This is a genomic window from Lentzea sp. CA-135723, from assembly GCF_050936595.1.
Classification (GTDB): Bacteria; Actinomycetota; Actinomycetes; order Mycobacteriales; family Pseudonocardiaceae; genus Lentzea.
The window spans coordinates 4,707,463-4,731,224 of the sequence record NZ_JBNJMK010000001.1 but is presented as its reverse complement, the minus strand read 5'-3'; the positions used below and the strand labels follow the sequence as shown (position 1 = coordinate 4,731,224).

The window sequence follows — 23,762 nt, the reverse complement described above, 5'->3', positions numbered from 1 at the left end:
GGACCGAGATCGCGTGTCCCCCGACCGGGCTAACGCGTCCAGCCCACTTCAATGAGACGTGCGAGCCGTGCGTTCGGTTCACGACACGTCCGCCGCGCTCGCCGCCCACGTGTTGCAGGCCTTGATGTTGTTCTGCTTGTGGCCGTGCATCACCCAGCGGTCGTTGTTGGGCGCACTGCCGTGATCGGGCCTGCGGTCGTAGTCGCCCCGCTTGCCCGCGTCGCTCAGTCCGGTGTTCACGACCTCGATCGGCACGACGCCGCGGTGCGAGAACGGCGCCAGCGTCATCCCGCCGAGGCACGTCGCCTGCAACTCCAGCCTGCGGTTCAGATCGAGCCCCTTGGGAGTGTCGAACCCGCCCACGTCGTACTGCGCCTGGTCGGCTGCCCGCATCATGCCCGTCAACCACTGCACGTGGTGCCCGTATTCGTGACTGAGCTGCCCGAGGTACACACCGGGATGCCGCACCGTGGTGCCGCCCTCGTTGGCGTAGTAGTTGCCGGGCCAGTAGATGACGCCCCGGCAGAACATGGCCGTGACGTTGTTCTGCCTGCTCCCGCACGGCGTCTGCGTCGTGCCGGTGAACACCTGCAGCTCGGCTGGCTGGTACGGCAGGTTGGCCGCCTTGAGCGCCGGCTGCCACGCCTTCTCGATGCACGGCAGCGCGGCCTCGAGGAACCGCTTCTCCCCGGCCGGGCTGTACTCCATCCGCGGCAACGGGCACGAGTCGAAGTCGTTCGCACCGATGTTGGTGCTGAAGATGGGGTGGTCGGCCAGCTTGTAGACGGCCTTGGGCCCCACCGGCGTCTGCTGCGTGCTCGTTTCCCGGGTCGGACGTGTGGTGGTCGTCGTCGTGGTGGTGGTCGTTGCTGACGTGTAGGTGGGGCTGTAGGTCGTGTAGCTGGAGTAGCCGGTGTCCTTGACCTTGTTGTTCAGCGTTGCCGCGAAGACGCCGACCGCGCCGAGGCCGAGGACCACGACGCCGCCGAGGACGAGGGCCACGATCGGGCCGCTGCTGCTGCGACGGGGTGGGGCCATCGGGTGGGGCGGCGGGGCGAACGCACCGGGGTGGCCCCAGCCCGGCGGGGGCACGACCGCCCGGGGAGGCGGCATGACGGGACGCGGCGGCGGGAGCGGGGCACGGCCGGGAGGCGGCGCGTACGAAGGCGGTGCGTACGGAGGCGGTGCGTACGGAGGGGGCGCGCCGTACGGCGGTGGCGCACCAACGGGCGGTCCCATCGGCGGCGGTCCTGCCGGAACCTGCCGTCCTGCCGGGCGCTGTCCCGCCGGAGATCCCATCGGCGGCGGGGCCGGCACGGGCGGCGGCCCCACCGGGCGCGGCGGCGGCCAGTTGCCTGGTCGTGCGTTGCCCGGCGGCGGTGGTTGCGTCATCGCCGAAGATCCCCCAGATGGCGTCTGTTCGAAAGTCCGCCGGAGCATATGAGGACTCCGCTATTGTCCGCAGCCGTGTTGAAGAACTGGGGTGCGGCGGTCCTCGTCGCCGCCGCGCTGGCCTCCGTCGGGTCCGTCGTGACGGCTGTTGGCGCGCTCGCGCAGCCGCTTCCAGGGACGGTCAGCACCGAGGTGCGGATGAAGCTGGAGCGCGACGCGCGGCTGTCCGTCACCGAGACGGTTCAGGTGCCGGAGGGCACGACGGTCAAGCGCACCGTCCCCTTGCGACTCGCGGTCGGCAACGAGCTGGAGCGCCAGTACCGGGTCACCGACGCCAAGGTCGACGGCAAGGGCAGCACGAGCACCACGGACGACACGTTCGGCGTGGAACTCCAGGGCACCAGCACGCTGACCTACACGGTCGTCGGGGCGGTGGCGCCGGTCGGCGACACGCTGGAGGTCCGCTGGCAGGTCGCGGGCGGCTGGGACACCGAGCTCGACAAGGTCGCCGTGTCGTTCTCCGCGCCGGACTCGCCCACGTCGGTCAACTGCCTCGCCGGGCCCGTCGGGTCGTCGCAGCCGTGCACGAGCGCGGACCTCGCGGACGGCAAGGGTGTGCGGGCGCAGGAGATCAAGCTCGCACCGAAGGAACGCGTCGACATCGCGATCGGGCTGTCGGCCGGGGTCGTGCCGCCGAACGCGGTCGTGGTCGAGCAGTCGGGGTTCCTCGCGGCCTTCGCGCTCACGCCGATCAGCGCCACGGCGCTCGGCGCGCTGCTGGTCCTGCTGCTCGGCGGCGTGGCACTGCTCTGGTACCTCCGCGGCAGGGACGCCGCCGCGCTCGCCGGTGACGTCGGCGCGGTCACCGTGCTGGTGCGAGACGAGCAGAACCGGGTCGCGTTCGCGTCGCCGGACGGCGTGCTGCCGGGCCAGGTCGGCACGGTCGTCGACGAGCACGTGGACGTCGTCGACGTGACCGCCACGGTGATCGACCTCGCCGTCCGCAACTACCTGTGGATCACCGAGACCGAGGGCCACGACTGGCAGATCGTGCGCCGCAACCCCCTCGACGGCTCGCTGTCGGGTTACGAGCGGGCCGTCGCCGAGGCGCTGCTGCCGCCGAACGTGGAAGCCGTCAGCGTGTCCGAGCTGCGGACCCGGCAGATCGACCTCGCCGCCGTGCGCGACCAGCTGTACCAGGACGTCGTCGAGAAGCGCTGGTTCGTCCGGCGCCCGGACGCCGAGCGCACCAAGTTCTGGTGGGCCGGGATCGCGCTCGCCGTGCTCGGTGTCGCGGCCACGGTCGTGCTGGCGTTCACGGTCGGCAACGCCCTGTTCGGACTCGCCGTCGCCGTGGGTGGCGTGGCGCTCGCGCTCGGCGCGAGGTCCATGCCGGCCCGCACCAAGCGCGGCAGCGAGCTCCTCGAACACGTCCGCGGCCTGCGCGGGTACCTCCACGGGGTGACGCCGGACGACGTGCCGGAGGCCGACCGCGAGCTCGTCTTCTCGCGCTCGCTGCCGTACGCGGTCGTGCTCGGCGAGACCGAGCGCTGGCTCACGACGTTCGGCCAGAGCCAGACCCAGCAGGACCTCTACTGGTACGGCAACGCGTCCGACTTCCGGCGCAGCTTCCCCGCGTTCCTCGGGGCGCTCGACGGCGTGCTCGCCCAGGCGGGCCACCTGCGATCGCTCCGGGCGCCGAACCCGTAGGCTTGCCGCATGGCCTCACCCGAACTGCACAGGTTCACGTTGCCCAACGGCCTGCGGGTGGTGCTCGCCCCCGACGCCAGCGCACCGGTCGTCGGCGTCAGCGTGCACTACGACGTCGGCTTCCGCTCCGAGCCGGAGGGGCGCACGGGCTTCGCGCACCTCTTCGAACATCTCATGTTCCAGGGCAGCGAGAGCCTGGAGAAGCTGGCCCACTTCCGGCACGTGCAGTCGTCGGGCGGCACGTTCAACGGGTCCACGCACCCGGACTACACCGACTACTACCAGGTGCTGCCGAGCGCGGCCCTGGAGCGCGCGCTGTTCCTCGAAGCGGACCGCATGCGCGCGCCGAAGCTCACCGAGGAGAACCTCCGCAACCAGATCGACGTGGTGAAGGAGGAGATCCGGCTCAACGTGCTCAACCGCCCGTACGGCGGGTTCCCCTGGATCCTGCTGCCGGCGGTCCTGTTCAAGACGTTCGCCAACGCGCACAACGGCTACGGCGACTTCGTCGACCTGGAGAGCGCCACGGTCGACGACTGCGCGGAGTTCTTCGACACCTACTACAGCCCGGCGAACGCGGTGCTGACGGTGGCGGGCGACCTCGACGTCGAGGCCACGAAGGCGTTGGTGGACAAGCACTTCGGCGACGTGCCGTCCCGCCCGCGCCCGGAGCGCCCGTCGTTCGCCGAGCCCGCCCCGCAGGGCGAGGTCCGCCACGAGCACGGCGACGCGCTGGCCCCGCTGCCCGCGATCGCGATCGGCTACCGCGTGCCGGACCCGGTCACCGACATCGACGGCTACCTCGCGTACCTGGTGCTCGCCGGTGTGCTGACGGACGGCGACAGCTCGCGCCTGCAGCAGCGCCTCGTGCACCGCGAGGGCATCGTGATCGACCTGAACGCCGGCTGCGGCCTCTTCGGCCCGCTCGAGGCCCGCGACCCCGACACGTTCAGCATCACCGCGATCCACACCAACGAGGTCTCGCCGGACCAGGTCATCGCGGCCATCGACGAGGAGCTGCAGAAGCTCGCGCAGGAGCCCCCGTCGGCGGAGGAGCTCGCGAAGGTCACCGCCCGCTGGGCGTCGACCATGCACAAGGAGCACGACCGGCTCACGAACCGCACGCTGGGCCTCGGCTCCGCGGAGCTGCTGTTCGGCCGCGCCGAGCTGATCTACGAACTGCCCGAGCGGATCGCCTCGGTGACCGTCGACGAGGTGTCCGCCGCGGCCAAGGCGCTGCGTCCCGACGCCCGCGCCCTTCTCTTCGTCAAGCCCACCGGAGGAGCCCAGTGACCTCGGCCAAGACCCACCGATCCGCCGAGGAGATCGGGCGCACCGAGACCGGCCCGCGCCCGCTTCCCGAACTGGGCAGCCAGAAGGCGGCCGCCGAGCTGTCCACTGTGGACACGACGTTGCCGAACGGCCTGCGCGTCATCGCGGTGCGCCGCGCGACCGTGCCGATGGTCGAGGTCCGGCTGCGCGTGCCGTTCGCGGACCCGTCCGGCACGAGCGTCGGCTCCCAGCACTCCGCGATCGCCGAGATCCTCGCGAACACCGTCCTCACGGGCACCGAGTCGCGCTCGCGCGTGCAGATCGACACCGAACTGGCGCTGGTCGGCGGCGAGCTCGACTCCGTGGTCGACCCCGAGCGCCTCAGCTTCACCGGCAACGCGCTGGCGTCCGGCCTCGGCACCGTCCTCGACGTGCTGAGCGACGTGCTCACCAACGCGTCGTACCCGGCAGACGAGGTCGAGCGCGAACGCGGCAGGCTCGTCGAGCGGATCACCATCGCCCGCTCGCAGCCGAGCGTCATCGCCCGCGAGGCGCTGCAGAAGATCCTGTACGGCGACCACCCGTTCGCCAAGGAGATGCCGGAGGCCGACGAGGTCGCCGCCGTCTCCCGCGAGGACGTCGTCGCGTTGCACGGCAAGGCCCTGCTGCCGCGCGGCTCGGTGTTCGTGGTCGTCGGCGACGTCGACCCGGCGCAGGCCGTCGAGCAGGTCGGCGCCGCACTGGGCGCGTGGCAGGGCGACGGCGAGGCCGTCCAGCTGCCGCCGCTGCCCGAGGTCAAGGGCGGCGACGTGGTGCTGGTGCACCGCGCCGGTGCCGTGCAGTCGCAGATCCGCCTCGCGGCTCAGTCGATCCCGCGCACCGACGAGCGCTACCCGGCGCTGCAGCTCGCGAACCTGGTCTACGGCGGGTTCTTCTCCTCGCGCCTGGTCGAGAACATCCGCGAGGACAAGGGCTACACCTACAGCGCCCGGTCGCACCCCGAGTTCACCGTGCACGGCGCGACGTTGCTGATCGACGCCGACACCGCGTCGGACGTCACCGCGGCCGCGCTGCTGGAGACCCGCTACGAACTGGCGAGGCTCGGTCTCGTGCCGCCGTCGCAGTCCGAAGTGGACACCGCACGCAGCTACGCCGTCGGCACGCTGCTCACCAGCACGTCGTCGCAGGGCGGCCTGGCGTCGTTCCTGGTGAACCTCGTCGGCCTGGGACTCGGCCTCGACTGGCTGGTGGCGCATCCGCAGCGCCTCGCGGCCGTCACCGCCGAGCAGGTGGCGCAGGCGGCGCTGGACTTCTTCGCCCCGGCCAACTTCACGGGTGTGCTCGTCGGTGACGCCGAGCAGCTCAAGCCGAAGCTCGCGGCCCTGGGCGGGGTCTCGTTCCAGTGAGTTTCGATCTGGTCGGTCTGCCCGCGCTGTCGCGGTCGACGATCGACAGGTGTGAGCCGTTGCGCGGCGACGACGAGAAGCTCGCCGCGCTCTGGCCCAAGGCCCGCATGATCGTCGTGGACACGCGCGGCCGCACGCTGGTCGCCGACCACGGCACCAGGCTCGCCGACCGCTCCGCGCTGGAGTTCGGCGACCTGCCGCCCGTCAACGCCGTCCTGCTGGGTGAGCAGGACGGCGTGGCCTACTTCGCCGTGCTGATGCCCGCCGAGGACGACGAGGCGGTGCCGCCCAGCCGTGCCTGGGGCCTGCCCGAGCTCACCGACGAACCGCAGTGGCTCGACCTCCGCCAGGCCGGTGCGACGCTGGACGACATGTGGGCGGGCCTCTTCACGACGGCCGCCGCGCTGTTCCAGTGGCACCGGCTCGGCAAGTACTGCGCCAAGTGCGGCGCGCGCACCGTGCTGGAGAAGTCGGGCTGGACCTCGGTCTGCTCCGGCTGCGGGCGCGAGGAGTACCCCCGCACCGACGCCGCGGTGATCTGCCTCGTGCACGACGGCGCCGACCAGGTGCTCGTCGCGCGCGGCCCGGAGTGGCCGGAGGGCAGGTTCTCCGTGCTGGCCGGGTTCGTCGAGGCGGGCGAGTCGCTGGAGGCCTGCGTGGCGCGGGAGATCTCCGAGGAGGTCGGTGTCGCCGTGCGCGACATCCGGTACCTCGGCTCGCAGCCGTGGCCGTTCCCCCGGTCGTTGATGATCGGCTTCGAGGCCGTCGCCGACCCCGCCGAACCGCTGAAGCTGGCCGAGGGCGAGATCGCCGAGGCCAAGTGGGTGTCGCGCGCGGACGTGCGCAAGGCGATCGACGAGCCGGGCAGCGTCCCGGGCCTCGGGCTCGCCGGGGGCGCGTCGATCGCGTTCCGGATGTTGCAGAGCTGGTCCCGCGCTTAGGGGAGTGGACGGTCGTCAACGACGTGCTTCATGACGACCGTCGACCTCATCCTCCGCACGCCGGGCAGCTTCACCAGTTCCTCGTCGTAGAGCCGTTGGTACGCGGGCAGATCCGCCGTCGCGATGCGCAGCAGGTAGTCGGGCTCGCCGAAGAGTCGTTGCGCCTGCAGGACGTTCGGGATGGCGGCGACCGCGCGTTCGAAGTCGGCCACCGTGCTCTCGTTCTCCCAGTGCACGGTGGCGAACACCAGCGCCTCGAAGTTCAGGCCCACCGCGGCCGGGTCCACCACGGCCCTGTAGCCGCGGATCGCCCCGTCGCGCTCGAGGTCGCGCAGCCGGCGGTGGCACGGCGAGATGCTCAGGTTCACCCGCGCGGCCAGTTCGGTGACGGTCAGCCTGCCGTCCTGCTGGAGCTCGGCAAGAATCTGTCGGTCAACGGCGTCCATTGCCACATTCTTGCTCCACCCGGGCTGGTTCGCGAGCAAAGACGGGAACACCTTCGGGTCGTTGCTTCCTAGCCTTTCCGGTATGGAACTCGGCACTGTGGTGGCGTTCCTGGCGGTGGACCTGCTGCTGGTCCTGACCCCGGGAGCGGACTGGGCGTACGCGATCGCGGCGGGCCTGCGCGGCCGGTTCGTGCTGCCCGCCGTGCTCGGCCTCGTCGCCGGGTACGCGGGCTACACGCTGCTCGCGGTGGCCGGGCTGGTCGTGGTGGTGGCGAGCTCGCAGGGCCTGCTCACGGCGCTGACGGTGGCGGGCGCCGCGTACCTGGTGTGGCTCGGCCTCGGCGTGCTGACGAAGCCCGCTGCACCGGGCGCGGCCGAGTCGTTCGCGTCGTCGCCGGGACGGGTGGTGCTGCGGGGCGCGGGCATCAGCGGCCTGAACCCCAAGGCGATGCTGCTGTTCGTGTCGCTGTTCCCGCAGTTCATCGACCCCGCGGCCGGCTGGCCGGTCGGCGTGCAGACCGCGGTCCTCGGCGTGCTGCACATGGCGTTGTGCGCGGCCGTCTACCTGGCCGTGGGCGTCTCGGCGCGGCTCGTGCTGGCCACCCGGCCGGGGGTGGCGAGGGTGGTCAGCAGGGTCAGCGGAGCCGTGATGATCGGCATCGGCGGGGTGCTGCTCGCCGAACGGCTGGCAGGCTGACCGCGCACTCGTCCGGGCCGGTGACGTCGCTGTACCAGTTACGCACCTCGCCCCGGCGGTCGGCGCTGTTCCGCGCGGGCGAGCCAGGCCGCGTAGGTGTGCCAGCCGACCTCGGGGAACTCCGCGTGCAGGGCGGGCAGGTCCAGGTCGAGGCCGGTCTCGGTGAAGTAGCGGAACATCGCCGCCAGATCGGGGTTGTACCGCTCCGCCTGTTCCGGTGAGACCTGGACGAACTCGGTGCCGCGCAGCGCGGCCATCTCGGGGCCGGTCAGGACGTCGCTCGCCAGGTCGACCCGGCGGTGCCGGAGGCGGTCCGGTTGCTCGAACGCCAGCACGGCCGTTGCCGCGATGTCCTCCGGCGCCACGACGTGCAGCTTCAGGTCGGGTGGGATCGGCAGGGTGACAGGGCCTCCCGCTGCCATGAACGCGGCCGGGCCGAGGATCGTCCAGTGCGGGTGGCAGGCGGTCAGGTGCCGTTCCACCTCCGCCTTGGTGTCGAAGTGCGGGATGCCGGTGCCGCGGTCGGCGTTGGTGGCCGAGGTGAAGACGACGTGCGGGACGTGCCGTGCCGCGTCGACGGCGGCTTTGCCCCTGGCAACCTCGTTCTCGCTGTTCAGCGGGGTCATCAGGAAGACGCCGTCCGCCCCGGCGAAGGCGTCGCGCAGGGACGAGGGCACGTCGAGGTCGCCGTGCACGTCGGTGGGGGCGGCCGGGTTCCTGGTCATGCGGCGGACGTGGTGGCCGCGTTCGGTCAGCAGGCGGGCCACCGCACTGCCCTGCGTGCCGGTGGAGCCGGTGACGACGATCGTCAAAGGTTTCATGCTCAACATTTGACTGTGAAAATATAGCGTCGTCAAACCTGTTTTAGGATGAGGCGGTGACGGAGCCGATCTACTCGTGGCTGTACGCGCAGCAGGGCGTGGACGCCGTGACGGCCGCGATCGGGCGGCGGATGGAAGCCGAGGCCGGGTGCTCGCTGCTGGAGCACGCGGCGCTCTTCCGCCTGCACCACAGCGGCGGGCGGCTGCGGATGTCCGAGCTCGCCGAGTTGCTGGAGGTCAGCCCCTCCGGCATCACCCGGCTGGTCGAACGGCTGGTCGCGCGCGGCTGGGTCGCGAGGGAACAGCCCGCGGACAACCGGCGGCTGGTCATCGCCGTGCTCACGCCAGAGGGCGAGGAGATGTGCCTGCGGACGACGGCGCCGGTGTACCGGGCGTCGCTGGCCGAGGAGTTCACCGCGCTGCTGAGCGACCGCGACCTCGCCGACCTGCGCCGGATCGGCCGCAAGCTGCTGGAGGGCCACGGCCGCTGGGACGTGCGGAGGTTCGCCCCGTCAGAGGAGTGACGGCAGCAGGTGCTCCTCGGTGACCACCAGCCCGGTCGTGGCCATCGTGCCGGCGAGATCCGGGTCCCAGCTCGCGGGTTCCGGCCGGCTGTTCAACGTGGGCAGCTCGACACCGCGCGCGATCGACACGGCCACGGCCTCGCGGTAGTCGGCGGCGGACATCCGCCACGCCGTACCGCCGGTCCAGGCGAGGACCTCGTTGGTGACGCGGATGCCGTCCGGCGTGAAGTCGTTGTGGCACAACACGGTCTTGCCGTCGAGGTGGTGCCTGGCCTGCGTGGTCAGCCCGCCGGGGAGCACCATCAACGGACCGCGCACGCCCGACTCCAGCAGCCGCGGACTGCGCACGACGGTGATCTCGGCCGCGTCGAGGGTGTCGTTGAGCGTCAGGTAGCCCTGCGAGGTCAGCACCGGGTCGCGGTAGGCGTCGGGCAGGACGCCGGAGCGTTCCCAGTCGGTGCCGGCCAGCTGCAGCGCCTTGGCCAGCACGCGGGTGAGCGGCCGGCCCTCGTCGAGGTCGTTGCCCGCCAGGGCGAACCGGGTCGTCCACCGCCGCGGTTCGGTCTGCAGCCGAGCCAGGATCGACGCGGCCTGGTTCGCGATCATCGGCAGCGCGGGCTGCGGGATCTTGCCGTAGCGCCGCACGTGCTCGACCCACTCGGCGGCCCAGGGTTCCTGCAGCAGACCGTGTTCCCGCAACGCGAACCTCAGCACGGCGTCCGCTGTGGACGCCTGCTCGGTGGTCGACAGCGCGATCGGCCTGCCGTGCACGGCCTCCAGCACCTCGGGCAACGTGCTGCCGTGCGCGCGGACGTGTTCGTCCAGGCGCGCCAACGAGATCTGGCGGCGAGCAGGATGCGCGACGGGCTTGCGCAGCAGCTCGCCGAGGACCGCGGCGGTGCGCTCGTCTTCCACGCGGAAGCTGAACGCCGACCGCCCGCCGCCCTCCACGGTCTCGCGGGCGAGGCGCCAGAACTCGGCGAGCTCGGGGGAGTTCAGGTTCACGGGTCGATCCGGTCCAGCGCCGCGCCGTCCCACGTCGTCTGCGTGCACGCGACGCCCCGGCCGTTCTTGGGCCTCAGCACGTCGTAGATGTGCATGCGCGGGATCTTGTCCGACACGCCCCAGCCGCTCGGCCAGGTGATCACCCAGTCCATGTCGAGGTCGACCAGCAACCCCAGCATGCGCGCGATCGTCGGGTCGTCGAGCCGTTCGAACGCCTCGTCCAGCAGCACGAGGCGCAGCGGGTCGAACTCGTCGCTGACCGCGTCGTAGAAGCTCGCCGCCGCCGCGAACAGCGTCACGTACGAGATCAGCCGGGTCTCGCCGGACGACAGCTGCTTCAGCCGCCGCTCGCGCGGGCCGCCGTCGGGGCCGGTGTCGGCGACGGTCACCGTGAACTGGTGCCAGGTGCGGTAGTCGAGGGCGCGCGACAGGATCTCGGCGTACCCGCCGGAGTGCGCGTCGCGTTCGTTCTCGATCCGCTCGGTGAAGACGCGGCGCAGCGTGGCGTCCTGCTCGGGCGTGCGTTCGCCGAACGGCAACCGCACCAGCGCAAGCGCTTGCCGCGTCGCGTCGTCCAGCGCGCTCGACGACTTCCAGGCCAGCTTGACGTGCACGCCCTGGCTGGAACGGGCCTGGCCGAGCACCTCGTTCATCCGCTTGGTCAGGTCCTCGGCGACGGTGATCTGGCCGCGCAGCCACTCCGCCAGGTCGCGGATCAGGTAGTCGGCGAAGATGCCCTGGTACTGCTCGTCGAGGAACCCGCGCTGCTCGGTCAGCTTCGTCGTCACCTGGCGGGCGGCGACGGCCACGGGCTTCGCACCCTCCTCGCCGGTCACGGTGACGGTGAGCAGGCCCGCGTGCTGCTCGGCGGCGATGTCGTGGCTGCCGGCGAGCGAGGTCTGCAACGCCTGGAGCTTCGCGATGACGGTGGCCTCGGTGCCGCCACGGCGGTCGGGAGTCTCGGCGATGGCCTCGCGGACAGCGGCTTCGAGGGTGGCGCCGGTGGGCGGGGCGTCGTCCTGGCCCGTGGAGCCGTCGGCCAGCTCGGGGAACGCGGCGGCGATCAACCCCGGCGCGCGCACCGTCGCCGTGAAGTTCGCGGCCGCCCGGTCCCGTGCCTCGGCCGACTCCTCCACCTGCGTGGAGTTGGTCTCCAGCAACGCTTCCAGCTTCGCCGCCTGCTCCCGCGCGGTCGTGATGCTCTCGCGCACGCCCTTGAGGTCCTCGCGCATTTTCTTGCGCGACTTCTCCAGCGACGTCAGCTGCTCGCTGATCTCCTTGGCCTCACCGCCGACCGCGTCGGTCAGCTCGGCCAGCGTCCCCGCCTGGGCCGCGTAGTCGACGCATCGGCTGTCGGCGTCGGCCTCGGCGGTCTGCCGGTCGGCGACGGCCTCGTGGTAGCGGTGCGACGCGTCCGTGAGGTCGGAGATCGTGCCCTGGCAACGCCTCTTCACCGCGTCACCGAGCAGGTCGGCCGTCCGCTGGGCTTCCGCAGCGGCGGCCTGGGCGGCGCGCAACGCCTCCGTGTCGGACGACAGGTCGGCGTCACCGGCCTGCCGGGTCAGCTCGCTTCGGGCCGCCTCCAGCCGGGAGTTGGCGTTCTCCAACGCTTCCCGCAGCTCGAACGTCCGCTGCTGCGACCGCGCGGCGGACTCGTCGGCGGCCTGGACGCGGCTGTGCTTCGCGATCAGCTCGCCGTCGGCGGGGAACGCCGCGAGGTGCGCCTCCCACGTCGCGACGTGCTCGTGGGCGCGCGCGAGCTCGTCCTCGGCGGTGCCCAGCTGCGCCCGCAGGTCGGCCAGTTCCTCTTCCAGGGCACCGATTCGACGGCCACGCGCGGCCTGCCGGGCGCCCGCGCCGATGAACTCGGCCTCCGGCTTGGTCCAGCGGCCGGTCAGCACGCCCGTGCGCCAGTCACCGGTCGTCGTCATGTCGTCCAGCGACACGGCCCGCAGCAGATCCGCGACGAACGCCTCCGGCACCGGCGATCCCTCGACCGCGGGCACCAGGTAGTCGGCCAGCGACCGTCCCTCCGCCGCCGGCCGGGGCACGGCCAGCACGTCCTCCAGCGAGGCGTCGGCCGTGCTCACCCAGGCGTCCAGCAGGCCGCTCGCCTGCAACGCCGCTTCGAGCCCGGCGCGTTCGTCGTCGGTCAGCGCCGGCACGAAGTCGACCAGCCGGTAGAACGGCGCTCCGACGGCGACGTCCCTGGTCGCGGACGTGTACTGGCCCGGCACCGGCACGCGCTCGTTGCCCGACCGCAGGCCGACGAGCTCCTCGTCCAGCGTGTCGAGGCGGGCGCGCAGGTCGGCGCGTTGCTGGGTGAACGCGTGCGCGGCGTCGCGGGCCGTCTGCACCAGCGGCCCCGCCCACTCGCGGGCGGTGGTGCTCAACGTCTTCGCGGCGGCCGGGTCGGCGGTCCGCGGCAGCACCAGGGCGCCGGACGGGCGGTCGTCGCGCAGCGGGCCGCTCGTCGTCCACACCTCGACCTGTTCCAGCCAGGTCTGCACGACCTCGGCCAGCTCCTGCATCTCCTGGTTGCGCATGGACGTCGACTCGGTCGCGCCGAGCTGGGCGTCGCGGGCCTTCTGCCGCAACGACTCCACCTCGCGGTGCTGCGCGTCCAGCGCGAGCGCCTGCTCGTGCAACGCCAGCGCCAGCGCACCCCGTTGGCGGGCAAGGGAAGCGATGCCGGAGGTCTGGTCCATGACCGACGTCAGCGACGCCAGCACGTCCTCGGTCGCGGCGGCGGGCGGCACCCGGCGTTCGATCGGCAGCGGCCCGGCCTCGGGGTCCGGCTTGGCGCGCACCGAGTCCGTGGTCACCGACGCCTCGGCGGCCGGCACCTGCGGCACGTCCGGCGCCAGGTCGGCGTCCATGCCGGCCAGCCGCAGGTTCTCCCGCAACGGCTCGCTCAACGCGTCCGCGGCCTGGAGGTCCTCGGCGAGGCGGCGCAGCAGCCGCAGCACGTTGTCGACGGCCGCGTCCTCCTGCGCGCGCTGGCGGTGCGCGGTCTCCAGGGCGGCGACCGCCGAGGAACGCTTCTCCGCCACCAGGTTCTCGCGCGTCTTGAGGTCCTGGAGGTCGCGGAACGCGGGCAGCTCCTTCAGCGCCGCGATGGTCTCCTCCGCCTGCTGCTCACCGGTCTCCATGTCGGTGAGCGCCTGCTCGGACGCCGAGCGCTCCATCCGGGTGAGGTCGAGCTCCTGGCTGAGTTTGGCCTGCTCGCGCCGCAGCTTCGCCACCGACTTCTCGGCGCCCTCCAGCCGTTCCGAAGCTGAACGAAGCCCGCCGAACGCGTAGTCCCGGTAGGTCTTGAGGAACGTGCCGAGCGCACTGTCCGCTGAGGACAGTCGCACGATGTTCTCGCGGATCGACTCCAGGTCGTCGAACGACGTCGCGAGCTGTTCGACCATCGCCTGGTCCAGCGGCGGCAGCGCGTCCGACAGGATCTGTTCGAGCTGGCCTTCCAGCACCTTCAGACCGACGTCCGGGTTGCGCAGCGTCCGCTGCAGGTGCAGCAGGTCGCCGTAGCGCGCGGCGGGCACGCCGTAGACGGCGTCGGCGATCTTCGCGCGGAACGCCGGTTCCTCGAACATGCAGTCCGCGCCGATGAGGTCGCGCAGCTGGGCAGGGCCGTGCGGGACGCGTTCCGGGCCCGCGAGCTGGAGTTCGGTGCCGACGCGCATGGGCGTGACGAACCGCCACGAGTCCGTGATGGCCTGCGAGGTCTTGGAGGCCTTCACGCCCAGCCCGCAGGTCAGGTACTCGTTGCCGCTGTGGTCGGCGGCCTCGCGGATCAGCTCGACCCACGCGTAGCCGATGCGGTTCGGGCCGCCGTCGTAGTCGTCGAGCATCAGGCGGCGCAGGCTGACGGTGTCGAAGCCCTTCGAGCCGAGCTGGCGCAGGTCGCCGTCGAGGCACAGCGGGAGCAGCAGCTCCAGCGTGCGGGACTTGCCGGAACCGTTGGTGCCCTGGAAGATCGCGCGGCCACCGGAGAAGTCGAACGTCTGCTCGGTGTACTGCCAGATGTTGACCACGCCGCCGCGGTGCAGCCGCCACCTGCTCATGAAACGTTCTCCTCGTCGAACAGGGACCAGCTCGGTACTTCTTGCACCACAACGGGTTCGGGTTGTTGTTCACGTTCGGGGTCGCCGTCCGGCGAGGGCAGCCAGCGGTGCGCGGCCGCGCTGACCGACCACGCGCCGTCTTCCAGTCGCACGGCCAAACCCATGCGCCGCAACAGTTCCGTCACCTCGGCGACCAGCCGGTCGAGGTCGTCGGTGAACTGCTTCGACCACGCCGCGGGGTAGTCCTCGACCAGACCGGCGCAGACCTCGCGCAGCCGTTCGACCGTGACGACGTACCGGGCGGGCGCGTCCTCGTCCTCGCCGTCGATCAGGTCGGGCAACGCGAGCAGCGTGATGCGCGCGACCGTCGAGACGCCGGGGAACGAGAGATCGGTGAGGAAGTCCTCGGGGTCGGCGGCGAGCACGCCCTCGACGCGGCACTCGGTGTGCAGGCCGAAAGCCTGCTCCAGCAACGCGGTCTCCTTGCGCTGGTTGCGCCGCAGCCAGTCGGCCTGCTCGTCCGGCAGGTCCGCGTAGAGCACCAGCGGTGTCTCGACGAGCCTGCGCCGCACGGCGTGCTCGACGCCGCGCGGGCCCGGCCGTGCCGCGAGCTCCACCAGGTGCGCCGGGGACGTGGCCTCCCCGACCGGACCGGTGACGAGCTGGCCCAGCAGGTCGGTGTCGATCGTGATCAGCGCTTCCTGCGGCAGCAGGTCCTGCGCGACCGAGCCCTCGGTCTCGTGCAGCACGCCGAGCGAGACGAGGTGGCGCAGCGCGGCGGTGAGCGCACGCCGTTCGGCGACGTCGTCCGGCGCGTCGATGCCCGCTTCCGCTGCCGCCGAACGGATGTCGGCCACGAGCCTGGACAGCAGCGTCTGCCGGCCGATGCCGGTCAGCACCGCGAGCGTGAGCGCCAGGTAGGCGTACCCGCGCGGGGACATGCTGAGCACGCCGCGGGTGTCGTCGTTGCCGGGGCCGGACTTGTACAGGCGCGCGAAGCGGCGTTCCACGACCAGGCGGTAGCCGAGCAGGCCCGCGAACAGGTCCTGGAGCACCGCCCGGTGCCGGTAGACGAGGCTGAGCAGTTCGCCGTCGGGGCCGTCGCTGCGCAGCAATGGCCGGCGCAGCAACGTGCGGGCGCAGCGCACGACGTTGGCGGCGTCGATGTCGGAGAGGTTGTCCAAGTGGTTCATCGTTTCAGGGCCACCGTCGCGTCGTGCAGGGTGAGCGTTCCGGCGGCGGAACGGATCTGCGTCGTGGTGCCGGGGACGATCTCGAGTTCGAGGCCGCGCACCGGGTCGCTCGCCGCACCGCTGTCGTTGGGCGAGTCGCGCTGGGCCATCGCGAGCGTCAGCAGCTCGCAGAAGACCTCCAGCGCGCCGTGCGTGAGCGTCGTGTTCTCCAGGTTTCCCGCGGCCTGGCTGAGCTCGGCGACGTGCCGGGCGCGGATCTCGTCGGCCTCCCGCGCCTCGGCCAGCAGCGACTGCTCGGTCATCGGGTCGTCGAGGATCCGCGACGGCCTGCCGCGCCCGCCACGGTCACCGCGGGTCCTCACCGAGACCGTCACGTCGCAGACCGGGCCGTCGCGCCACGGCGTGCGCTCGTTGTCCGAATCGTGCTCGGGCGCGGGGGAGAGGTGGCGGGCGCTGTAGAGACCGAACGCGGAGGCGTAGATCTCGTGCGCTTGCTCCCTGCTGGAGTTCTGGAACCAGCTCGCGAGCTTGAGCAGCTCGGCGCGGCGGCCGGGGAGGAGGCCACCGCCGGACGTCGCGCGCTTCACGCTGGCGAGCAGGCTGCCGATGGCGCGGGCGGTGGCTTCGCGCAGCGCCGTGACCTGGCTCGGGCGACCTGGGCGGTCGACGAACCAGTCGGTCAGCTCCTGCCAGTCCTCCGGGGTGCGGCCGCGGGCGCGTTCGACGTTCTGGCCGAGGTCGGTGCCGAGCAGCCGGACGAGCTCGGAGCGGGCCTTGGTGAGTCCGGCCAGGGCCTCGGCGATCGGGGGCGTGTACTTGAGGACGTCCTCGACGACCCGCTGGATGTACTCGACCAGCAGGTTGCGGAAGCCCGCGATCTCCTCGGGAGCGAGGTGGTTCCGCGTCACGACCTGGCCGAGGTAGGCGTAGAAGTCGCGGACGGTCGCGGCGAGCTCGGCGTGCTGCAGGAACAGCGTGGTGACGCGTTCGGCCAGCAGTTCCTTGGTCTTGTCGCCTTCGTTGAGCAGCGCGACGGAGAGGCTGCCGCCTAGCTCGTTGAGGCCGCGTTCGATGGCGGGGAGCAGCTCGCGGGAGACCTCGCGGGCGCCTTCGGGGACCCGGAGCAGCTCGTCGACGTCGCGCTGGACGCGGACCGCGAGCTTGGAGACCTGGTAGCGGACGCTGCCGTGCTGGAACTCGGCGATGCTGGCCGCGACGACCTCCCGCCGGCCCTGCACGAGGTTGCCCCACTCGACCAGCTGCTTGAGGCGGTTGATGACGTTCTCGATGCGGCTTTCGCCCTGCTCGACGCGGCCCTCGCGCTCCTGCCCGGCCAGTGCTCCGGCGACCTCTCCGGCACTCAGGTCCGCGAGCAACGTGGAGGTGAACAGCCGCATGATCGCCAGGTACGTGCGCTGGTGATCGCGCGCGTCCAGGTAGGCGTACAACTTCAGCCGCTTGTGCTCCACGACCGGCCACCCTAATGCGCGCGCAGGTGTGCTGCGGCGCTACCGTGCTCCAACGGAGCTGAGGGGGATGCCGTGGGCGCGGGTCGCGCGTTGGGGTTGTTGCTGGGCGTGGCGGCGGACGCGGTCTTCGGAGACCCACGCCGATTTCACCCGGTAGCGGCATTCGGGTCGACCGCCGCGGCCCTGGAGAAGCGTCTGCACCGCGACTCGGAGGCCGCCGGGGTCGTGCACTCCGCCGTCCTCGTGGGCGGAACCGTGGCGCTCGGCGTGGCCGTCGAACGGGTCGCGCGCCGCCACTGGCTCGCCCAGGCGCTGGCCACCGGCGTGGCGACCTGGGTGGTGCTCGGCGGCAACTCGCTCGCCACCGAGGGCACGTCGATGGGCCGCGAACTCGCCGACGGCGACCTCGACGCGGCTCGCTCGCGACTGCCCTCCCTCTGCGGCCGCGATCCCGAGCGGCTGGACACGCTGGGCCTCGCCCGCGCGACCGTCGAGTCGGTGGCCGAGAACACCTCGGACGCCGTCGTGGCGCCGCTCTTCTGGGGAGCCGTCGCCGGCGTCCCCGGCCTGCTGGGCTACCGCGCCGCCAACACGCTGGACGCGATGGTGGGCCACAAGTCGCCGCGCTACCTGCGGTTCGGCTGGGCCTCGGCACGCCTGGACGACCTGCTGAACCTGGTGCCGTCCCGGCTGGCGGCACTGCTGACCGTGGGCGGCGCCCCGGTCGTCGGCGGCTCGGCCTCGCAGGCGCTGGAGACCTGGCGCCGCGACGCCTCAGCCCACCCGTCGCCCAACGCGGGCCAGGTGGAGGCGGCGTTCGCCGGAGCGTTGGAGATCAGGCTCGGCGGCCGCACCGTCTACGCGCACGGCGTCGAGGAACGCCCGGTGCTCGGCCACGGCCGCAACCCGGACTCAGGTCACGTGACGCGAGCCGTGGAGCTGTCCCGCGTCGTCGGCTTCGGCGCGGGGTTCGTCAGCGCCTTCATCGCTCTCTTCCGCAAGTAGCTCGGCGATCGACTTCTTCTTCGTCCGGCCCTCGTACAGCACGCCACCGGGCCGTGCCTCGCGGATCGTGAAGTAGAGCCACCCGCCGACCGCCATCACGCCGAACGCGATCCACTGCAGCGCGTAGGAGAAGAACGGCCCGGACTCGAGGCGGGGCAGCGGCAGCGTGTCGAGCGCGCCCGGCTGGTTCTCGATCAGCTGGTAGTAGCCGGGCTCGATGCCCGCGCCGACCGCGTTGTTGTTGATCGAGTAGATCTGGCGGCGCCCGTCCTGCTCGAACGCGGGCTGGTCGTTCGACTCGTTGGGCCGCGCGAGCCCGATGAGCGTGACCTCGCCGGTGGGGGCGGCCTGGAAGTTCGGCGGCTTGATGCCGTTGACCGGCCGCACGTACCCGCGGTCGACGAGGATCCTGTGGCCCGTGGTGGTCTCGAACGGCGTGATGACCTCGAACGCGGCCTCGCCCTGGACCGTGCGGAGGCGGGCGAGCGCCTCCAGTTCCGGCAGGTAGCGGCCCTTGATCTCGACCTTCTGCCACTCGTCGTGCTGGGCCCCGAACTGCGCGGGGTCGCTCTTCAGCGACTTGGTGATGGCGGAGTTCTGCTGCTGCCGCTCGTCGTTGCGGCCGAACTGCCACGGCGACAGGAAGTAGATGCAGGCACCCGCGAACACCCAGACGGCCAGGGTCAGCGCCAGCCAGCCCGGCTTGAGGAGGAACTTGAACCGCACGACCTTCACGGTAGTTGACCCGTCAGAGCGCCCGGAGTGCGGCCACTGACTGGACCAGCCCACAGCGTTCGAGAGAGGCCAGCACGTCCTCGACGGTGCCCGGCGGGTTGCGCCACGAGTTCGCGATCTGCTGGACGCAGCTCCACACGACCTTGGCGTCGAGTCCGATCTGGTCGCTCACGAAATCGTCCGCGTCCTTGGGATCGATGTCCCACTCGCGCAACGACTCCGCGGGGAAGTCCTTGAGGTTGTCGGTGACGATCACCTGCGCGCGTGCCCTGATCGCGGCCGCGAGCACGTGGCGGTCATCCGACAGGTACGGCCGGTTCTTCCGGATGTTGCGGAAGACCTCGTCGAGGATCTGATCGGTCCACTTGGCCTGGACGAGACCTGCTGCCGCGACCCGGATCAGCAGGTCTCGCAGGGTGCTCGGGTACAGAACGTTGGCGTCGTAGAGGACGACGAAACTCACTCAGGCCATGCCCATCTCCTGCGTGAGCGCGGACAGCTCGTCGGCGGCTCGCCGCCGACGCTGGTCGTCGTTGCGCATGTACTCCACCAGCGACACGGCCTTGATGCGGCGGTGCTTGCCGACCTTGCGGTACTCGATCTCGCCGGCCTCCAGCAGGCCGATCAGATAGGGACGTGACACGTTCAACAGGTCTGCTGCCTGCTGCGTGGTCAGTTCGGCGTCGGCAGGCACCACGGACACACCGTGACCGGCGGCCATGTACGCGAGGATCTGGGCGAAGAGCTCGACGGCGGCGCGCGGCAGGACCAGGACGTCGTCGTTCTCCTCGACCCGGACGCGAACGTCGGCCTCGTCGTCGTGATGATCGTGCAGATAGGCCTTGACCCTGCTCAGTGCGGCATGAGCGGTGACGACGGCCTCGTCGTCAGGTTGCACGGCTCGCAAAGCTGCGGAACTCATCGATTCCTCCTTCCCCTCTATTCGAAGTATCCGCATCATTCGAAGTAAACGCAACGCGCGATCGGGTGAGCTGGTCCTTGAGGAACGGGGTCACGACCGCAGGGCCGCGCGAGCCGCGGCCTCTGCCTGCGCGCGGTACCCGCCGCCGAACAGCACGGCGTGCACGAGCAGCGGGAACAGCTGGTGCAACGGCACGCGCGCCTGCCAGCCGTCCGCCAGTGGCGCGACCTCCCGGTAGGCGCCGAGCACGTGGTCGAGGTACGGGCAGCCGAAGAGCTGAAGCATCGCGAGATCGCTCTCCCGGTGCCCGCCGTGGGCCGCGGGATCGATCAGCCACACCTGGCCGTCCGCGCCCCACAGCACGTTGCCGCTCCACAGATCGCCGTGCAGCCGTGCGGGTGGCTCCGGCGGACCGGCGAGTTCCTCGATCCGCGCGCACACGTCGCTCATGTCGATGCCCGCTTGTCGCGCGTACGGCTCGATTCGTTGTGACGCGAACCACGACGGCCACTCGGCGGCAGGCTCGTTCACCATCACCGCCTTGCCGATGGTCGCCTCCCGCGGCCCGTCGGGAGGTGGCGCACCGAAGGCTGGAGCACCTGCCAGGTGGAGCGCGGCGAGACGGCGTCCAAAGGTCACGGCCGCCTGAAGATTCGGCGTGCCGTGCGGGATCTCGTCCATCACGAGCACACCACCGTCCGCGCTGTGCACGAACGGCACGGGCGGTCCGCCCGGAACGCGCAACCACCGCAGCCCGGCCGCCTCGGCCGCGGTGGCTCCGGCCGTCTGCCGCTTGGTCCTCACAGCCGCTCGCGGACCCACGCGATCAACCCCGGCATCGCCGCCTCGGCCATCACCAGCACCTCGTCGAAGCCGGCGGCGTCGCCGTAGTACGGGTCCGGCACATCTGTGCCGTCGGCGTCCGGATCGAACGAACGGAGCAGCCGCACGCGGTCCGGATCGGCCATCCGGCGCAACGCGCGGGCGTGTCCGGAGTCCAGGGCCACCAGAAGATCGGCGTCCAGGTGAGACGGACCGACCTGCGCGGCCACGTGATCGGTGGGATATCCGTTGTCGGCCAACGTCTTCAACGCGCGCGGATCGGCGGGGTCGCCGACGTGCCATCCGCCCGTTCCCGCACTGGACACGTGTACGAGGTGCGACAATCCTTCCCGCGACAACCACTCTCGGAACACGAGCGCTGCCACGGGGGACCGGCAGATGTTGCCGGTGCAGACGAAGGTGACGTGGACCTGCATGCGGGCAGCCTAGGTGCTGCCGCCGCACGGTAACGCTCAACCGTTGTCGCAAGATGTAAGGACAAACGACATGGAGGCCGCCCATGCAGACAGGTACCGACGTGCCCCCGCAACGGGAGATCATCGGGTGCACCGACGCCCTCGGGCGTCGTCGTGCGTTCGAGGTGTACCTCAACGAGAAGGGTCGCGTCTGCTTCCGCACCCCGCCCGGTGAGTCCGCACAGCTCGACGCGTTCCAGCTGGACGAGCTGATCAGCCACCTCACCGAGCTCCGCCGCTACATGCAGTGACGCGCCGGTCTGAGCCCGTCGCCTAGTATTCCGGGCGATGACCAGCCCAGACCTGCGCCACCACGGTGACGTCGACGCCGCACCCGGCCTCGCCGACTTCGCCGTCAACGTGCGGGTGCCGCACCCGCCCGATTGGCTGCGCGAGAGGCTGGCGGCGGCGCTCGACGGACTCGGGCGGTACCCCTCGCACCTGGCTGAACTGCGCGCTCGTGAGGCCGTCGCACGCCGTCACGGGCGCTCGCCGGACGAGGTCCTGCTCCTCAACGGCGCCGCGGAGGGCTTCGCGCTGCTGCCGAAGCTCGCGCCGCGCCGTGCCGCGATCGTCCACCCCGGCTTCACCGAGCCGGAGGTGGCGTTCCGCGATGCCGGAATCCCGGTCGACCACGTGCTGCTCGACGGCGATTTCACGCTGCCGCGGCACGTCCCGTCCGACGCCGACCTGATCGTCATCGGCAACCCGACGAACCCCACCTCCGTGCTGCACGAGGCCGCGCGCCTGAAGACGTTGCCCGGCCGGCTGGTCGTCGACGAGGCGTTCATGGACGCCGTGCCCGGTGAGCCCGAGTCGCTCGCCGGTGATCCCGACGTGCTGGTGCTGCGTAGTCTCACCAAGACCTGGGGACTCGCGGGCCTGCGAGCCGGCTACCTCCTCGGCGACCCCGAGACGCTCGCGCGGCTCGCGCACGGCCGTCCGCACTGGCCGGTGGGCAGCCTCACCCTCGAAGCGATCACCGCGTGCTGCGAGCCGGAGGCGCTCGCCCAGTCCGCCGAGTTCGCCGTGGAAGGCCAACGCCATGCCGCACATGCGTTGGAGCAGCTCCAAGACCTCGTCGTCCTTGCCCCGAACGGGCCGTTCCTGCTGATCAGGGCACCGCGCGGAGCACGACAGGCGTTGCGGGACAAGGGGATCGCGGTGCGTCGCTGCGACACGTTCCCCGGACTGGACGACACGTACCTGCGCGTCGCGATCAGGCCGCCGGAGGAGTTCGCGGTGTTCGTGGACGCGCTGCGGGTAGTGATGGAGGAACTGGCGTGAAGCTCGCCGACGTGATCGCGGTCCTGGAGTCCGCGTATCCGCCGAAGACCGCGGAGAAGTGGGACGCGGTGGGCCTGGTCTGCGGTGATCCCGATGAGGAGGTCACCAGGATCCTGGTCTGCGTCGACCCCACGGCGTCCACTGTGGACGAAACGGTCGAGACGGGCGCGCAGGTGCTGATCGCGCACCACCCGCTGCTCCTGCGTGGCGTCAACGGCGTGCCGGCCGACGACCCCAAGGGTGCGTTGGTGCACAAGCTGATCCGCAACCGCGCCGCCCTGTACTGCGCGCACACCAACGCCGACTCGGCCTTGAACGGTGTCTCGGACGCCCTCGCGAAGGCCATCGGCCTCACGATCACCGGCCCGCTCGACCCCGCGGAGACCCCCGGCACCGGCAGCGGCCGCATCGGCGACCTGCCGGAGCCCGAACCGCTGAGGGTCTTCGCCCAGCGCGTCGCGAACGCCCTGCCCGCGACGGTCCAGGGCGTGCGCGCGGCGGGCGACCCGGAACGCCTGATCAGCAGGGTCGCGGTGTGCGGCGGCGCGGGCGACAGCTTCCTCGGTGTGGTCAAGAACGCGGGCGTCGACGCCTACGTGACGGCCGACCTGAGGCACCACCCGGCGTCGGAGCACGTCGAGTCCGGCGGCCCGGCCCTGGTCGACGTCGCGCACTGGGCCAGCGAGTGGCCGTGGTGCGAGCAGGCGGCGGAGATCCTGCGGCACGCCTTCGGCGGTAGGGTCGACGTACTCGTCTCCACTCGCCGGACCGATCCGTGGACCGTCGCCGCGACGAGCCCATCAGCAGGAGGACATGCGTGAAAGCCGACCCAGCAGTGCAGCGCAGGCTGCTCGACCTCGCCGGGGTCGACGCCGAACTGGCGCGTGTCACCCACCGTCGCCGCACGCTGCCGGAGATCGCCGAGATCGCCGACGCCGAACAGCTGACGCGCACGAAGCAGGACGCGCTGGTGGCCGTCGAGACGACGCTGGGCGACCTGAACCGCGACGTGAAGCGCCAGGAGACCGAGATCGACCAGGTCCGCGCCCGCGAGGAACGCGACCGCAAGCTGATGCAGTCCGGCTCGGTAGGCGCCAAGCAGCTCACCGACCTCGAACACGAGCTCGCCACCCTCCAGCGCCGCCAGGGCGTCCTCGAAGACGACCTGCTCGAGCTGATGGAACGCCGCGAGGCCGTGGAAGCCGACGTGTCGTTCGCCCGCGTGGAGCTCGACAAGGCAGGCGAAACCCTCGCCGCCGCCACGAGCCGCCGTGACGAAGCGCTGGCCGACCTCGAAGCCACCGAGACCCGCCGCGCCGCGGACCGCGCGGTCATGGCGAAGGGCTTCCCGGACGACCTGCTCAAGGCCTACGACCGCCAGCGCGAGCAGCGCGGCATCGGCGCGGCCCTCATCCAGTCCCGCCGCTGCGGCGCGTGCCGGATCGAGCTCGACCGCAGCGCCGTGGCGAAGGTCAAGGAGGCGGCGGCCGACGAGGTCGTGCGCTGCGAGGAGTGCGGCGCGATCCTGGTCCGCACCACGGAGTCCGGCCTGTAGGCCAGAAGACCACG

The 23,762-nt window shown here is 71.5% G+C and carries 23 protein-coding genes; 11 read left to right on the top strand and 12 right to left on the bottom strand.

Annotated features, from left to right (window positions below; all coding sequences use genetic code 11):
- Positions 1-78: 78 nt before the first annotated feature.
- Positions 79-1,113 (bottom strand): neutral zinc metallopeptidase, encoded by a 1,035-nt coding sequence (locus tag ACQEU1_RS21350; protein WP_433204368.1) that lies wholly within the window; start codon positions 1,111-1,113, stop codon positions 79-81.
- Between the two features lie 354 nt (positions 1,114-1,467).
- On the opposite strand from ACQEU1_RS21350, the gene ACQEU1_RS21345 reads away from it, so the two are divergent.
- From ACQEU1_RS21345 to nudC, 4 genes are read left to right on the top strand one after another with little or no spacing between them, the layout of a single operon-like run.
- Positions 1,468-3,102, top strand: coding sequence for a DUF2207 domain-containing protein (locus tag ACQEU1_RS21345; RefSeq protein WP_433204365.1), 1,635 nt, complete (start codon positions 1,468-1,470; stop codon positions 3,100-3,102).
- A 9-nt stretch (positions 3,103-3,111) separates the two neighbouring features.
- On the top strand, positions 3,112-4,395 hold the full coding sequence (locus ACQEU1_RS21340; RefSeq protein ID WP_433204362.1) for a M16 family metallopeptidase: 1,284 nt from the start codon (positions 3,112-3,114) through the stop codon (positions 4,393-4,395).
- Positions 4,392-5,780 (top strand): M16 family metallopeptidase, encoded by a 1,389-nt coding sequence (locus ACQEU1_RS21335; RefSeq protein ID WP_433204359.1) that lies wholly within the window; start codon positions 4,392-4,394, stop codon positions 5,778-5,780. Before ACQEU1_RS21340 ends, ACQEU1_RS21335 begins: the two co-directional genes overlap by 4 nt.
- Complete coding sequence (gene nudC / locus ACQEU1_RS21330) at positions 5,777-6,721, top strand: NAD(+) diphosphatase (protein ID WP_433204356.1); 945 nt, start codon at positions 5,777-5,779, stop codon at positions 6,719-6,721. Before ACQEU1_RS21335 ends, nudC begins: the two co-directional genes overlap by 4 nt.
- Here nudC and ACQEU1_RS21325 read toward each other — a convergent pair.
- On the bottom strand, positions 6,718-7,167 hold the full coding sequence (locus ACQEU1_RS21325) for an Lrp/AsnC family transcriptional regulator (RefSeq protein WP_433204353.1): 450 nt from the start codon (positions 7,165-7,167) through the stop codon (positions 6,718-6,720). The genes nudC and ACQEU1_RS21325 overlap by 4 nt on opposite strands.
- 82 nt (positions 7,168-7,249) lie before the next feature.
- On the opposite strand from ACQEU1_RS21325, the gene ACQEU1_RS21320 reads away from it, so the two are divergent.
- Positions 7,250-7,864 carry a LysE family translocator gene (locus ACQEU1_RS21320; RefSeq protein ID WP_433204350.1) on the top strand — a complete coding sequence of 205 codons (615 nt, stop codon included), beginning with the start codon at positions 7,250-7,252 and terminating at the stop codon, positions 7,862-7,864.
- A 38-nt stretch (positions 7,865-7,902) separates the two neighbouring features.
- Here ACQEU1_RS21320 and ACQEU1_RS21315 read toward each other — a convergent pair whose 3' ends face one another.
- The gene (locus ACQEU1_RS21315) at positions 7,903-8,685 is read right to left on the bottom strand and encodes an NmrA family NAD(P)-binding protein (protein WP_433204347.1); all 783 of its coding nucleotides are present in this window, start codon (positions 8,683-8,685) and stop codon (positions 7,903-7,905) included.
- Between the two features lie 56 nt (positions 8,686-8,741).
- Between ACQEU1_RS21315 and ACQEU1_RS21310 the strand changes: the two genes are divergently transcribed.
- Positions 8,742-9,209 carry a MarR family winged helix-turn-helix transcriptional regulator gene (locus tag ACQEU1_RS21310; protein ID WP_433204345.1) on the top strand — a complete coding sequence of 156 codons (468 nt, stop codon included), beginning with the start codon at positions 8,742-8,744 and terminating at the stop codon, positions 9,207-9,209.
- On the opposite strand, the gene ACQEU1_RS21305 is transcribed toward ACQEU1_RS21310, so the two are convergent.
- From ACQEU1_RS21305 to ACQEU1_RS21290, 4 genes are read right to left on the bottom strand one after another with little or no spacing between them, the layout of a single operon-like run.
- Entirely contained in the window at positions 9,198-10,214 is a 1,017-nt protein-coding gene (locus ACQEU1_RS21305; protein ID WP_433204342.1) for a DUF2399 domain-containing protein, read from the bottom strand. The two genes, ACQEU1_RS21310 and ACQEU1_RS21305, sit on opposite strands and share 12 nt — an antisense overlap.
- On the bottom strand, positions 10,211-14,284 hold the full coding sequence (locus ACQEU1_RS21300) for a TIGR02680 family protein (RefSeq protein ID WP_433204339.1): 4,074 nt from the start codon (positions 14,282-14,284) through the stop codon (positions 10,211-10,213). The genes ACQEU1_RS21305 and ACQEU1_RS21300 overlap by 4 nt, the downstream gene beginning before the upstream one ends.
- On the bottom strand, positions 14,281-15,477 hold the full coding sequence (locus tag ACQEU1_RS21295; RefSeq protein ID WP_433204336.1) for a TIGR02678 family protein: 1,197 nt from the start codon (positions 15,475-15,477) through the stop codon (positions 14,281-14,283). The genes ACQEU1_RS21300 and ACQEU1_RS21295 overlap by 4 nt, the downstream gene beginning before the upstream one ends.
- Positions 15,474-16,946 (bottom strand): DUF2397 domain-containing protein, encoded by a 1,473-nt coding sequence (locus ACQEU1_RS21290; RefSeq protein ID WP_433204333.1) that lies wholly within the window; start codon positions 16,944-16,946, stop codon positions 15,474-15,476. The genes ACQEU1_RS21295 and ACQEU1_RS21290 overlap by 4 nt, the downstream gene beginning before the upstream one ends.
- 72 nt (positions 16,947-17,018) lie before the next feature.
- Here ACQEU1_RS21290 and ACQEU1_RS21285 point away from each other — a divergent pair, with 72 nt between their 5' ends.
- Positions 17,019-17,951, top strand: a complete 933-nt coding sequence (locus ACQEU1_RS21285; RefSeq protein ID WP_433204330.1) for a cobalamin biosynthesis protein — start codon at positions 17,019-17,021, stop codon at positions 17,949-17,951.
- Here the strand turns inward: ACQEU1_RS21285 and ACQEU1_RS21280 are convergent.
- The 5 genes from ACQEU1_RS21280 to ACQEU1_RS21260 all read right to left on the bottom strand — a co-directional run bounded on the left by ACQEU1_RS21280 (position 17,859) and on the right by ACQEU1_RS21260 (position 20,867).
- Positions 17,859-18,677 (bottom strand): SURF1 family cytochrome oxidase biogenesis protein, encoded by an 819-nt coding sequence (locus ACQEU1_RS21280; RefSeq protein WP_433204327.1) that lies wholly within the window; start codon positions 18,675-18,677, stop codon positions 17,859-17,861. The genes ACQEU1_RS21285 and ACQEU1_RS21280 overlap by 93 nt on opposite strands.
- A 22-nt stretch (positions 18,678-18,699) precedes the next feature.
- Positions 18,700-19,149 carry a PIN domain-containing protein gene (locus ACQEU1_RS21275; protein ID WP_433204324.1) on the bottom strand — a complete coding sequence of 150 codons (450 nt, stop codon included), beginning with the start codon at positions 19,147-19,149 and terminating at the stop codon, positions 18,700-18,702.
- Complete coding sequence (locus ACQEU1_RS21270; protein ID WP_433204321.1) at positions 19,150-19,608, bottom strand: excisionase family DNA-binding protein; 459 nt, start codon at positions 19,606-19,608, stop codon at positions 19,150-19,152.
- Between the two features lie 90 nt (positions 19,609-19,698).
- Complete coding sequence (locus tag ACQEU1_RS21265; RefSeq protein WP_433204318.1) at positions 19,699-20,430, bottom strand: fructosamine kinase family protein; 732 nt, start codon at positions 20,428-20,430, stop codon at positions 19,699-19,701.
- A complete protein-coding gene (locus ACQEU1_RS21260) occupies positions 20,409-20,867 on the bottom strand; it encodes a low molecular weight protein-tyrosine-phosphatase (RefSeq protein ID WP_433204315.1) in 459 nt (152 codons plus the stop codon). Before ACQEU1_RS21260 ends, ACQEU1_RS21265 begins: the two co-directional genes overlap by 22 nt.
- 83 nt (positions 20,868-20,950) lie before the next feature.
- On the opposite strand from ACQEU1_RS21260, the gene ACQEU1_RS21255 reads away from it, so the two are divergent.
- The 4 genes from ACQEU1_RS21255 to ACQEU1_RS21240 are packed head-to-tail and all read left to right on the top strand — an operon-like array spanning position 20,951 to position 23,748.
- On the top strand, positions 20,951-21,157 hold the full coding sequence (locus ACQEU1_RS21255; protein WP_030472678.1) for a hypothetical protein: 207 nt from the start codon (positions 20,951-20,953) through the stop codon (positions 21,155-21,157).
- A 37-nt stretch (positions 21,158-21,194) separates the two neighbouring features.
- Entirely contained in the window at positions 21,195-22,193 is a 999-nt protein-coding gene (gene cobC, locus ACQEU1_RS21250) for an Rv2231c family pyridoxal phosphate-dependent protein CobC (RefSeq protein ID WP_433204310.1), read from the top strand.
- Positions 22,190-23,014 carry a Nif3-like dinuclear metal center hexameric protein gene (locus ACQEU1_RS21245; protein WP_433204307.1) on the top strand — a complete coding sequence of 275 codons (825 nt, stop codon included), beginning with the start codon at positions 22,190-22,192 and terminating at the stop codon, positions 23,012-23,014. Before cobC ends, ACQEU1_RS21245 begins: the two co-directional genes overlap by 4 nt.
- A complete protein-coding gene (locus tag ACQEU1_RS21240) occupies positions 23,011-23,748 on the top strand; it encodes a zinc ribbon domain-containing protein (protein ID WP_433204304.1) in 738 nt (245 codons plus the stop codon). Before ACQEU1_RS21245 ends, ACQEU1_RS21240 begins: the two co-directional genes overlap by 4 nt.
- Positions 23,749-23,762: the final 14 nt, after the last annotated feature.